The sequence below is a fragment of the Legionella lytica genome (assembly GCF_044626755.1).
In the GTDB taxonomy this organism is placed as follows: domain Bacteria; phylum Pseudomonadota; class Gammaproteobacteria; order Legionellales; family Legionellaceae; genus Legionella; species Legionella lytica_A.
The window spans coordinates 54,491-66,494 of sequence record NZ_JBGORX010000003.1 but is presented as its reverse complement, the minus strand read 5'-3'; the positions used below and the strand labels follow the sequence as shown (position 1 = coordinate 66,494).

Below are 12,004 nucleotides of genomic sequence, written 5' to 3'. Positions count from 1 at the left end.
CCTCGTAATCACGAATTACGGGGGATCTTGCATAATCTATATCCATAATTATCCCAAAGATTCCTCGTTCTCCAAGTGCTCTTCTCTCGCCTTTTCTACATGCTCTTCTGCTAAGAACAGATACATAGAAGGGACCACGAAAAGAGTAAATAAAGTCCCAATAGAAATTCCGGTGGCGATCACTAAACCAATGTTATAACGACTTAGGGCTCCTGCCCCAGTAGCAATAATTAAAGGGATAACCCCCAACACCATTGCAGCGGTGGTCATCAGAATTGGACGCAAACGAATAGCGGCAGCGGTAAGAATCGCATCAAGTTTCTTTTCCCCTTTTTCCTGCATCTCATTGGCAAATTGCACAATTAAAATACCATGCTTACTGATTAAGCCAATCAGGGTTACTAAGCCTACCTCACTGTATATATTCAAAGAAGCACCACCGATACCAAGACTTACGAAAATCATTGCCCCACAAATAGACATAGGCACACTAATTAAGACGATCAGCGGATCACGGAAGCTCTCAAACAAGGCCGATAAAGATAAGAAAATAATGATTAACGCGAAGAAAAAGGTAATCATTAACGAGGAGCCTTCTTTAATATATTGTCGAGACTGAGATGCATAATCAATAGAATAACCTTGCGGTAAAGTCTGATTCGCAAAGCTGGCAAGAGTACTTAAAGCTTTATCCGTAGAAACACCAGGTAATGCAACTGCAGAAATCGTTGCCGAATTAAGTTGCTGAAAATGATTTAATGATTCAGGAACAACTTGACGTTGCAACGTGGCCACCGTAGATAGGGGTATGGCCTCTCCTGTTGACGTTTTAATGTAGTAATTTAATACTTGGTCTGGATTTAAACGAGACTCGCGGGTCACTTGAGGAATAACCTGATAAGAACGCCCCGAAAAATCGAAATAATTAATGTATCCTTCACTGAGTCCAGAGCCAAATAAATTCCCAATATCCTGCATGGTTAAGCCAAACTGAGAGATTCGGTTGCGATCTAAATTGATTCGCGTTTGCAGCTGATCTATTTTGAGATCGACATCGATATAAGCAAACAAGCCAGAGTTGCGTGCCTGTTCCAAAATCGGTTGCATTACTTCATTTAAATTGTCAAAAGATTCTGTAGTGGTAACCACAAATTGAATTGGCAAGCCACTCCCGCCCCCCGGCAATGATGGCAATTGGAACGCTGCAATTTTTGCCCCAGCAATATTGTTCAACTCGTGTTGAATTAAAGGTTGCAGTTGATTTGAGGTACGATTACGCTCATCCCATGGTTTTAAAACCATACCAATAACGGACATGTTTAATCCAGTCTGTCCATCTACCTGAAAGATATGATCCGTTTCTGAATATTTTTTATAAGTTGCATTAACCGCATTAGCGTAGAGCTGGGTTTGAGCTAATGAAGCATTTGCCGCAGTGGTTACCTGCGATATAATAACTCCCTGGTCCTCTTGCGGTGCTAATTCTGATGCTGAGGTCACAAACAAAAAGTAATTACTTGCTAAAATAATTGCAGCAAAAACAAGAACTACAGGCAAATTACGTAAGGTTTTTACTAAAACACGCGAATAGGCTTTTTCTAATTTTGAAAAAAAATTATCCACCCTTGTCATCAAACGCCCTTTCGTTGCCCCCTCTCCTACCTTCAAAAATTTAGAGCACATCATCGGTGATAACGTTAAGGCAACTATCGCAGAAATGGTTACCGCCCCCGCTAAAGTAAAGGCAAACTCGGTAAATAAGGCTCCGGTTAATCCTCCCATAAAACCAATTGGCGCATAAACAGCAATCAGAACGACCGTAATCGCAATAATTGGATTAGCTAATTCACTTGCTCCCAGTAATGCCGCCTTAATTCGAGTTCGTCCCTCTTCAATATGGCGCTGTACGTTCTCTACCACAATAATCGCATCATCCACCACCAGACCAATCCCTAAAACTAAGGCTAATAAGGTCAATAAATTAATGGAATAGCCTAAAGCCAGCATGACCCAAAAAGTGCCGATAATGGATAAAGGGATTGCTACTAAAGGGATAATTACGGAGCGAATAGAACCCAGGAAAATAAAAATAACCGCCGTCACAATCAGGAAGGCTTCCATCAAAGAAACAATAACTTCATGAATTGATGAGTCAACGAACAAGCTCGCATCATAAACAATATTAGCATTTAATCCTTGCGGTAATTGCGCTTGAATGCTGGGAAAAACTTTCCTAATTTCATTAATTACGGTTAACAAATTAGCTGACGGAGCAACAATAATCCCAATATAAACAGCCCTTCGTCCATCAAAACTCACCGCAGAATTATAATTTTGCGCGCCAAGATCGACATCTGCGACATCCTCCAAGCGAATAATGGCCCCATTTTGCGCTTTAATAACCATCTTTCTAAATTGCTCAACATCGTTAAGATTGGTAGAGGCAGTCAGGTTTTGGATAAACATTTGCCCATCGGTACGGCCTACAGCAGAAATAAAATCATTATTAGCTAATGCTGCCCCAATGTCTGCTGCCGAAAGCCCGAAGCCTGCTAATTTCACGGGATCAAGCCAGGCACGGAGCGCAAAGGTTTGGCTTCCCAGAATTTCCGCTTTCTGTACGCCATTAACTGCCTGCAACTTAGGCTGAACCACGCGAATAATGTAATCAGTAACTTTATTAATTGGCAATTCATCACTATAAAAACCAATATACATCGAATCAATGGTTTGTCCGACAGATACTGTAATCACTGGCTGTTGCGAATTTTTCGGTAACTGGTTAAGTACGGCATTTACTTTGGTAGTAATGTCTGATAATGCCTTTAAGGGGTCGTAATTAAGTAATAAATTAACGGTAATCGTACTCGTGCCCGGAGTACTGGTAGAGGTCATATAATCAATACCATTGGCCTGAGCAATTGAGTTTTCTAATGGAGTGGTAATGAATCCCGCAATCACATCCGGATTGGCCCCAGTATAAGTCGTGGTGACAGTCACAATCGCGTTTTCGGTAAAGGGGTATTGCATTACAGGTAATGCCCCCATGGAGCGCAATCCCATTGCCAAAATCATTAAGCTTATTACTGTAGCCAGTACAGGCCGCTTAATAAAAATTTCGGTAAATGCCATAAATACAATCCTTAGCGTCTATTTGTAACCTGAGGGTTAGCCTCATTAGTAGGTTGAATGCTGTTATTCACCGTAATTCGACTGCCATTTTTAAGCTTTAATTGCCCACTGGTTACGACGGTTTCTCCTTCATTAATTCCTTTCAAAACGGCAACCTGATCCCCGCGGGTATCCCCTAAAGTCACAAAAACCTGACGCACCGTAATAACTGGTTGATTTTTATCATCTTTTTTACCACTGTCTTTAACAACATACACGATATCACCGTAGGGATTAAAACTGATTGCCGATTGCGGTAAGGTGATGTAGCTACGCTTGGATTGCACATCTACGGCAGCATGCACAAACATACCTGGCTTTAATAAAAAACGAGAGTTCAGCAACGTTGCTTCGACTTCCACGTTACGAGTATTAACATCGACTTGGGGTTGAATCGTCGTAATTTTTCCTTTAAACGTTTGTTCAGGAAAAGTATCCACATTAACAGAAACCACCTGCCCGATTTCTAAGTCGGCCAAGGCGTGCTGCGGCAAGAAAAAATCAGCATAAATTATGTTTAAGTCTTGCAGTGCGGTGACCGTATCGCCAACATTAAGATATTGACCTGGGTTAACGTTATTAATACCTAAGCGTCCCGAAAATGGGGCGCGCACCGTCTTTTTTTCAACAATGGCGGCTTGCTGTTCTACCTGTGCTTGCAGATTTTTAAGGTTCCACCAATCGCTATCAACTACTTGTTTGCTCACTGCATTAACTTTAAATTGGGCTTTATCCCGCTCATAGGTAATTTTTGCTAACTCAACTTGTGCTTGTAATGAGTGCAGCTGCCCCAATTCAGCATCCGCATTTAATTGCACTAAAAGAGCACCTTTTTCAACTTGGGCACCGGGAGTAAACGAAATCGTTTTTACCATGCCCGCTAACTCAGTGGTAACATTCACCCCGACGCGGGCGCGTAAACTGCCCACCGCTTTCATTGTGGGCTGCCATAAAGACTTTTCTGTTTTCATGGTGGAGACGGTAATTATCGGATTCTGCATGCTGGCAAAATATCGTTTCATCATGAATCCGGTAAATGCTTTCCAGCCAAAGATTAAGCCAAAAAGTATCCCCACGGATACCAACATAATAGTCATTTGCTTTTTCAAGAAAATTCTCTCTTAATTTGTCTCTAAATCTTAAACGCCATTCCCTGGAGCCTTAAGTTAAGGATGCAGCCTCATTTCAGGGGACGCCACCGCCACTTACACACATTCTTTTACACACCAAGGCTTATGCCACCAGCCGCCGCCTAAGGCTTGGAATAAACCCGCCGTATCGTTATAACGTAAAGTTTGCGCCTGAATACGACTCAATAGCGCTTGTTGATACTGCTGTTGTGCATTTAATAAATTAATATAGCTAACCCCACCCAGACGAAATTGCTGGACCGTCAGCTTTAAAGCATCGTGAGCGGCATCCTCTGCACGAATACTTGCTTGTAATGTTCGCGCATCGGTTTCTATGGAGCTTAAGGCATCTGCCACATTTTGAAACGCTTGTAAAACAGTTTGTTGATACTGAGCCTTCGCTTGATCATAAGCCGCAACAGCTGCTCGACGTTGGGCAAATAAAGCGCCCCCACGAAATAAGGGTTGCGCCACCGCAGCACCAATCAACCAGACATTATTTGGCCCGGTAAATAGCTTGGACCAGGAAACATTAAGCCAACCCTCATTGCCACTTAACGAGACCTGTGGGAAAAGATTGGCCGTCGCCACACCGACTTGTGCACAGGCTGAATGCAAGAGCGCCTCCGCAGCGCGCACATCAGGACGTTGGCGCACCAACATCGACGGGATGCTTAAAGGTAATTCAGTAGGGAGCTTTAATCGATTTAAATCAAGTTTGGGTAAAGCCCCCTCAGGAAACTCACCAACCAAGACGGATAAAGAATGTTTCGCTAAAGCCAGGTTTTTTTGTAGTGGCGGTAAGGTCGCTTTCGACTGCTCCAATAAGGTTTGCTGCGTCAATACATTTGCACGTGAAACTGCACCCACCGTAAATTGACTGTTTAAGATATTTAATAAATCTTGTTCGATTTTAATTAAGCGACGGGTTGCATCGATTTGTGCTTGATACGATGCGATATTTACAGCAGTGGTAACAATATTGGCCGCCAAAGTAAGATGAGCGGCAATTTCTTCAAATTGCTGATAGTCGACCTGCGCCCGCAAAGATTCCAACTCTCGTCGTGAACCACCGAATACATCGAGCACATAAGAAACATTAAAAGCTGTACTGTAAATAGAGAAGGTTGAACTTTGACCTGGCGTACCAATTTGTGCGGTTGCATAGCGCTGACGCTGCACCCCGAAAGCGCCATTAATTGCTGGCAGTAACAGATTACCGACTTGAGCTCGCCAATTTTCTCGCGCTTGATGCAACGCGGCGGAGGCTGAAGCCAAAGTAGGGCTATGATCTAAACCGGCCTTAACTAACTGGTTAATTTCAGGAGATTGATATAGCTCCCACCATAACAGAGGAATATCTTTATTTTTAATAAAGGCTTGCGCCTCTCCGCCAGCTCCGCGTGTTTTCACCGTCTTAGCAGGTAATGGCGATTCCGTATATTGCTTGACCGGTGGTAGTGGCGGTGAGCGAAAATTGGGCCCGACCGTACAGCCTGCCTGCAAAACTGAAAGTGTAAATACCCCAATAAACACACCTGGGCAAGATCTAAAACCAAGCACTAGCAACAATCCTTTGCAACCTATAAATTTATGACAGCTAATCTATCATGAATTTATAAGAAAATGCATTGAAAAATCAGAGAATAAAAATAAAAAGTAGCAAAAGTAAATTTCTCCCCTTTTCCGCCTCGAATAATAATTGCATTGCCAATAAAATACCTATATCATAAAAGCCTAATTAATGACCACATTGAGCCAATAAAAGTCCATGGGTCCATGTTAAGCTTAATTAATGAGAATTATTACCGTATTAGACAGTTATCCTCCCGACTTAAATGGAGGAGCTTACTTCACCCATCGCCTCGCATCGCAACTCCAGAATAGAGGTCATGAAGTTTTAGTCATTTGCCCCTCTAAAACAGGAAAGCAAGCGTATCAAGAATATGATGGCGTACGCTTATATGGCGTGCGCTCCTGGCCGCTTTTCCTCTATAAAAACTTTCGCGTTTGCCTGCCTTTTTTTATTAAAAAAGGAATACTTAATGCCATTGAAGAATTTAAACCCGACCTTATTCATATTCAAGGCAAATTTATTCTCGGTGGCATGTGTTATCGCGCTGGCAAGAAAATGGGCTTGCCTATGATGGCGACCAACCATTTTATGCCGGAAAACTTTTTCCACTATACCAAGCTACCCAAGCGTTTCGAACCTTGGTTTAACCGCACATGCTGGCGTATTATTGTGGATATGCTGTCCCAGGTTGATGCAGTAACTACCCCGACGCAAACTGCCGCACTTTTACTGCAAACAGCAAACTTAGACAAAGAGGTGCATGCCATTTCTTGTGGCGTCGATTTACAAAAATTTAAACCAGGCCAGGATGCCCAACAAATTCGCCAACGCTTTGCCATACCGGAAAAACCTATTCTGCTGTACACCGGTCGTTTGGACCAGGAAAAAAATATTCCGATGGTTATGCATGCATTTCAGGCGGCTAGGCAACAGGTTGATGCCCATTTTGTATTAACCGGCCACGGAGCCGAACGCCGTCGTCTAGAACAGCTAGTACAGACGCTAGGACTCACAGAGCATGTAACCTTTACGGGTTATTTAACCGATGATGACTATCCCAAAATACACGGTCTGGCCCAATGTTTCGTAAATGCTTGCCCTGTTGAACTACAAAGTATCGTTGCCTTAGAGGCGATTGCCTCGGGATTACCCTTGCTGGCAGTTAATGCGATGGCATTGCCGGAGTTGGTTACTCCCGGAGTAAATGGTTATCTATTTGCAAAACATGACGTAAACACCCTCACCAACTATTTGATTGAACTGCTTAATGATCCGGAAAAAAGCCGGAAAATGGGCATAGCAAGTAGACAATTAGCAGAACAACACGACATTCAACACACTATACAGCGCTATGAGGCGCTTTATCAGGAGATAGTGCATCAATGAAAACCATATGGTCTAACTATAAGGAGCTCTGCACAGATTCCCATTTTCTGTGGACGACCTTACTCGGCATCACCCTCCTGCTTTTTAGCTTTATTGCCGCCAATCAAGCCGGGCTCTATGCTTCACAAGTAGCAGGTCAACAGGTAGACGATCTAATCCTACAACATTTGCCCATGCGTAATGTTACATTTATTCATGTTTATGCAGCCCTATTTTTTTGGCTCGGCTTTACCAGCTACATCATTCTTCATCCCGAAAAAATCCCTTTTGTCACCAAGTCTGCGGCTCTATTCATTCTCATACGCAGCGCCTTTATCTGCCTCACTCATTTAGGCGCTCCCGCAAATGAATTAGCGATCCCCGGAAATATCGCTTCTTTTTTCCTCTTTGATGGGGATCTCTTTTTTTCAGGCCATGTCGGCGGTCCTTTTTTACTCATGTTACTTTTTTGGGATAACCCAAGAATTCGTTATTTCTGTTTTCTTTCCAGTGTATTTTTTGCCTGTATTGTGCTTATTGGTCATATCCATTACAGCATCGATGTTTTTGCCGCACCGTTTATAACCTATGGCGTTTATGCTCTGTCCTGTACCTTTTTTGCTAAAGACCATCGTCTTTTTACCCAACAAGTGCCTCCAGCCAAGGCTAACTTTTTAAGGAATGAAACCAATGCCTAGTGTAAAAATTACGGGAATGGGCCGCTATTTACCAAGGAATAAGGTTTTATCCAGCGAACTGGATGCGAAACTACAGATAGCGATGGGGAGTGTACAAAAAAAGTCAGGTCTTATTTCCCGGCATTTTGCATCTGCGGATGAAACCACCTCCTATATGGGAGCGCAAGCCGCCCACATTGCCATAGAAAAAGCACAGCGCAACATGAGGGAGGTCGATGCGATTATTAGTGCCTGTGGCGTAGGCGAACAAGCCATTCCCTGTACTGCCGCTTTAATTCAACAACAGCTTGGCCTCGAATCGTCAGGGATTGCTTGCTTTGATATAAACAGTACCTGCCTTAGTTTTATTACCGCCTTAGATATTGCCTCTCATTTACTTACCGGCGGACGCTTTAAACGAATTTTAATTGTTTCCAGCGAAATCGCATCCAAAGGACTTAATTGGCAGGATATGGAAACCTGCACTATTTTTGGTGATGGCGCGGCAGCCTGTGTAGTGGAAAAAAGCGAGGGCAGAGAAGGTATTCTTTCCGCGCATCATGAAACGCATAGTATTGGAGCCAATATCTGTAAAATTGATGCGGGCGGTACCCGCATACCCAACCCGACTGCAGAGCAGTCCCTATTCTATATGGAAGGGAAAAAAGTCTTTAAACTGGCCTCTAAACTCTTAGACAGCTTGATGGACAATCTATTGAACAAAGCTCAGGTTTCTTTGAGCGATATTCACTGGATTATTCCTCATCAAGCAAGCTTACTCGCCATGCAACACATCCAAAAAAGACTAAATATCCCTCAAGAAAAGTATGTTTCTATTTACCCGCATCATGGCAATCAAATTGCGGCCTCAATTCCCACTGCTCTATGCCATCTCATTGACAGTCAGCAATTACAACGTGGACAATTAGTGCTGCTATTAGGGACTGGTGCAGGACTTGCAGCAGGCGGGCTTATTCTGGAGTATTAAAATGGTTTCTGTAGTTACCGGGGCGACAGGGTGTTTGGGACTGAATTTAACGCAACGATTATTGAAACAAGGTGTTGAGGTCATTGCCCTGGGACGCAATGAAGCATTGGGTAAAATCCTAACCCAGGCTGGCGCTCGTTTTATTCAGGTGGACTTACAAGATCAGACCAAACTAAAACAAGTAATTCCCCAGGAAACACAAACCCTATTCCATTGTGCCGCCCTTTCTAGCCCCTGGGGACGTTATGCAGATTTTTATGCGGCTAATGTCTTAGGAACGCAACATGTCATTGAGTGCACCGCAGAAACAACACGTTTAGTTCATGTTTCATCACCAAGCATTTACTTTGATTTTAGCGAACGCCATAACATCAAAGAACAAGAGCCCTTGCCAGAAAAACCCGCGAATCATTATGTTAAAACCAAGTTAATGGCGGAGGCCCTGGTTGATAAGGCCTACAAAGAAAAACAGCGGAATGTTATCACTCTGCGTCCTCGTGCCCTCTTTGGCCCCTATGATCGCGCAATTTTTCCCCGCCTCTTACAAAGCGAACGCAAAGGCGTTTTGCCGATTATTGGTAGCGGACAGAACCTTATTGATATTACTTATGTAGAAAATGTAGTAGAAAGCTTAATTTTAGCGGCTCAAGCAGACGCCCAATTTTGTGGCAACAAATATAATATTACTAATGGTGAACCCCAAACCTTAATTCAGATACTGAAGCAGTTATTTGACGCGCTACAAAAACCATTGAAGCTTAAATTTATCCCGTACACCCTCGCCAAAAACTATGCTGCATGTTTGGAAAAAATCCATCGTTTACCCTTGGTGCACTCCGAACCTCGTTTAACCAAATACAGTGCGGGTGTTTTATCTTTGGGGCAAACTTTAAATATAGATGCCGCGCAAAACGATTTAGGCTACCAGCCTTTATTTAGTATTTCCCAAGGAATAAAGCGTTTCGCGAAGTGGTACCAACATCATGATTGAATATCAATTATTTGAGGCAGGCTATTGTAAGCACTGCGAGCGCATGACACTACAATCTGGACGCATGCAACAATGTGACTATCCTGCCCTTTGTGCTTTAATTAAGCATCCACAACAGGGCTATATTTTATTTGATACGGGTTATAGCGATCGGTTCTTCCAACTTACGCAAAAATTTCCTTTCTCACTGTACCGACGACTGACCCCAGTGGTTTTAAAGAAATCGCTAAAACAGCAATTAGCAGAACAACAGATTCAAGCCAGTGAAATTCGTACGGTTGTTATTTCGCATTTTCATGCTGATCACATTGGTGGGCTAAAAGATTTTCCGAACGCTCAGTTTATCTGTCATCCGGAAGCCATTAGTGGCATAGATGAGAAAAAAGGGATACGCGCGTTACTAAAGGGTTTTTTACCTGATTTGCTTCCCAAAGATTTCTATGAACGCTTAGTGCTGCTAAAACACCAGATTACCCTACCCGCAGAACTCTCCCCGTTTACATCGGGTTTTGATTTGTTTAATGATGGCCAATTAATTGCTATCGCTTTACCCGGACATGCTAAAGGACAAATCGGTTTGTATTTTAAAGCTCATGCAAAACATGGAACCTTTTTAATTGCCGATAGTTGCTGGCATCAGGAAACCTTTAAAAAATTAATTTACCCTAGTAATCTGACGTACTTAATCCATGAGGATAAGCAAGCGTATCAAAACACGATCCTGCAATTGCATCAATTGCACCAACACAATCAAAGCCTGGATATTATTCCAGCACATTGCCAGCATATTCGTGCTCGTATTAAGAAGGTCAGCTCATGATCCTCAGGTTACTTTATTATTATTTCAAAACCCAATACTTAAGCCAGTGTTTTCGTAACCGCGAACAATTGTCAGCCTATCAAGAAAAGCGCTTTAAGAAACTAGTAAAGAACACTTTAAGAAAATCCCCCTATTATCAGCCCTATTTAGACAAGCCATTCACACAATGGCCCATCATCAATAAAAAAATTATGATGCAGCATTTTGATGAAATTAATACGGTAAATATAAGAAAAGAGCATGCCCTGGAAGTTGCTCTAGGTGCGGAAAATTCTCGTGATTTTTCCCCCTTAATTAATGATATTGCAGTTGGTCTTTCCTCGGGAACCTCAGGCAATCGGGGATTGTTTCTTGCTAGTCCTCAAGAACGAGATGCCTGGGCGGGGATATTATTGGCAAAAGCCTTACCACAAGGCTTAAAAAAACAAGAGCGTGTCGCTTTTTTCTTACGCGCCAACAACCAGCTCTATACCACCTTGAATAAAAGTAAAAAAATCCAATTCCATTTTTTTGATTTACTTGAACGTTTTGATGCCCATAAAGAACGCCTTAGCCAATTACAACCCACCATTCTCTCGGCGCCGCCAAGTGTTTTATTAGCTTTAGCCAAACAACGCCTGGCAATAAAACCACAAAAAATCTTTGCGGTGGCCGAAGTTTTAGAGCCTCGAGATGCAGCCATCATCGAGAAAGCCTTTGTCTGCCCAGTATCACAGGTTTATCAATGTACCGAAGGTTTTTTAGCCATCAGTGATAAACACAGTAATCATTTATTAATGAATGAAGAGTTTTTAATTATTGAAAAGGAATGGATAGATGAGCGACGCTTTGTCCCCATCATTACCGATCTCCTACGTACTACCCAACCAATTATTCGCTATCGCCTCGATGATGTATTAATTGAAGAGCCATCCGCTCGTGTATTTACCCAGTTAAGTGCCATTGAAGGGCGCGTTGGAGATATTTGCTATGCCACCAAAGACGGCAAAGTACTACCGATTTTTGCAGATCTGATTCGCCAAAAAATGGCCTCATTTTCTTTTGAGTTTGATGACTACACCATTCAGCAACATGATTTAAATCAATTCACGATTCAAATCACTCCAGAGTTAGTTGAAAAAGAGGCTTTAGTTGCCCATCTCAATGAACTTTTTCACGACTATGACCAGCCTAAGTGGCAATGGCAGCCCTTTGTTAAAAAAGAATTTAGTGCGAAAAATCGAAGGATTCAGACTATGCCTGAGTTACTAAATAAAATTCAAAGTACTCTGTAACTTGTCTATCCC

Annotated in this window: 9 protein-coding genes; 6 read left to right on the top strand and 3 right to left on the bottom strand. The window is 42.6% G+C overall.

Annotated features, from left to right (window positions below; all coding sequences use genetic code 11):
* Window positions 1–48: 48 nt before the first annotated feature.
* The 3 genes from ACD661_RS09970 to ACD661_RS09960 all read right to left on the bottom strand — a co-directional run bounded on the left by ACD661_RS09970 (window position 49) and on the right by ACD661_RS09960 (window position 5,864).
* On the bottom strand, window positions 49–3,132 hold the full coding sequence (locus tag ACD661_RS09970) for an efflux RND transporter permease subunit (RefSeq protein WP_400187709.1): 3,084 nt from the start codon (window positions 3,130–3,132) through the stop codon (window positions 49–51).
* Between the two features lie 11 nt (window positions 3,133–3,143).
* The gene (locus ACD661_RS09965; RefSeq protein ID WP_400187708.1) at window positions 3,144–4,280 is read right to left on the bottom strand and encodes an efflux RND transporter periplasmic adaptor subunit; all 1,137 of its coding nucleotides are present in this window, start codon (window positions 4,278–4,280) and stop codon (window positions 3,144–3,146) included.
* Between the two features lie 96 nt (window positions 4,281–4,376).
* A complete protein-coding gene (locus ACD661_RS09960; protein WP_400187707.1) occupies window positions 4,377–5,864 on the bottom strand; it encodes an efflux transporter outer membrane subunit in 1,488 nt (495 codons plus the stop codon).
* Between the two features lie 232 nt (window positions 5,865–6,096).
* Between ACD661_RS09960 and ACD661_RS09955 the strand changes: the two genes are divergently transcribed.
* The 6 genes from ACD661_RS09955 to ACD661_RS09930 are packed head-to-tail and all read left to right on the top strand — an operon-like array spanning window position 6,097 to window position 11,992.
* Window positions 6,097–7,263: a glycosyltransferase family 4 protein gene (locus ACD661_RS09955; RefSeq protein ID WP_400187706.1), complete on the top strand. Its 1,167-nt coding sequence runs from the start codon at window positions 6,097–6,099 to the stop codon at window positions 7,261–7,263.
* Entirely contained in the window at window positions 7,260–7,940 is a 681-nt protein-coding gene (locus tag ACD661_RS09950; RefSeq protein WP_400187705.1) for a phosphatase PAP2-related protein, read from the top strand. The genes ACD661_RS09955 and ACD661_RS09950 overlap by 4 nt, the downstream gene beginning before the upstream one ends.
* Window positions 7,933–8,907: a beta-ketoacyl-ACP synthase III gene (locus tag ACD661_RS09945; protein WP_400187704.1), complete on the top strand. Its 975-nt coding sequence runs from the start codon at window positions 7,933–7,935 to the stop codon at window positions 8,905–8,907. The genes ACD661_RS09950 and ACD661_RS09945 overlap by 8 nt, the downstream gene beginning before the upstream one ends.
* 1 nt (window position 8,908) lies before the next feature.
* Window positions 8,909–9,898, top strand: coding sequence for an NAD-dependent epimerase/dehydratase family protein (locus tag ACD661_RS09940; RefSeq protein WP_400187703.1), 990 nt, complete (start codon window positions 8,909–8,911; stop codon window positions 9,896–9,898).
* Window positions 9,891–10,718, top strand: coding sequence for an MBL fold metallo-hydrolase (locus tag ACD661_RS09935; protein ID WP_400187702.1), 828 nt, complete (start codon window positions 9,891–9,893; stop codon window positions 10,716–10,718). Before ACD661_RS09940 ends, ACD661_RS09935 begins: the two co-directional genes overlap by 8 nt.
* The gene (locus tag ACD661_RS09930) at window positions 10,715–11,992 is read left to right on the top strand and encodes a F390 synthetase-related protein (protein ID WP_400187701.1); all 1,278 of its coding nucleotides are present in this window, start codon (window positions 10,715–10,717) and stop codon (window positions 11,990–11,992) included. Before ACD661_RS09935 ends, ACD661_RS09930 begins: the two co-directional genes overlap by 4 nt.
* Window positions 11,993–12,004 lie beyond the last annotated feature (12 nt).

Excerpts from the sequence above, each read along its gene's own strand:
- ACD661_RS09930 (WP_400187701.1), top strand. The coding sequence starts at position 10,715 with ATGATCCTCAGGTTACTTTATTATTATTTCAAAACCCAATACTTAAGC.
- ACD661_RS09970 (WP_400187709.1), bottom strand. The coding sequence starts at position 3,132 with ATGGCATTTACCGAAATTTTTATTAAGCGGCCTGTACTGGCTACAGTA.
- ACD661_RS09955 (WP_400187706.1), top strand. The coding sequence starts at position 6,097 with ATGAGAATTATTACCGTATTAGACAGTTATCCTCCCGACTTAAATGGA.
- ACD661_RS09935 (WP_400187702.1), top strand. The coding sequence starts at position 9,891 with ATGATTGAATATCAATTATTTGAGGCAGGCTATTGTAAGCACTGCGAG.
- ACD661_RS09950 (WP_400187705.1), top strand. The coding sequence starts at position 7,260 with ATGAAAACCATATGGTCTAACTATAAGGAGCTCTGCACAGATTCCCAT.
- ACD661_RS09940 (WP_400187703.1), top strand. The coding sequence starts at position 8,909 with ATGGTTTCTGTAGTTACCGGGGCGACAGGGTGTTTGGGACTGAATTTA.
- ACD661_RS09945 (WP_400187704.1), top strand. The coding sequence starts at position 7,933 with ATGCCTAGTGTAAAAATTACGGGAATGGGCCGCTATTTACCAAGGAAT.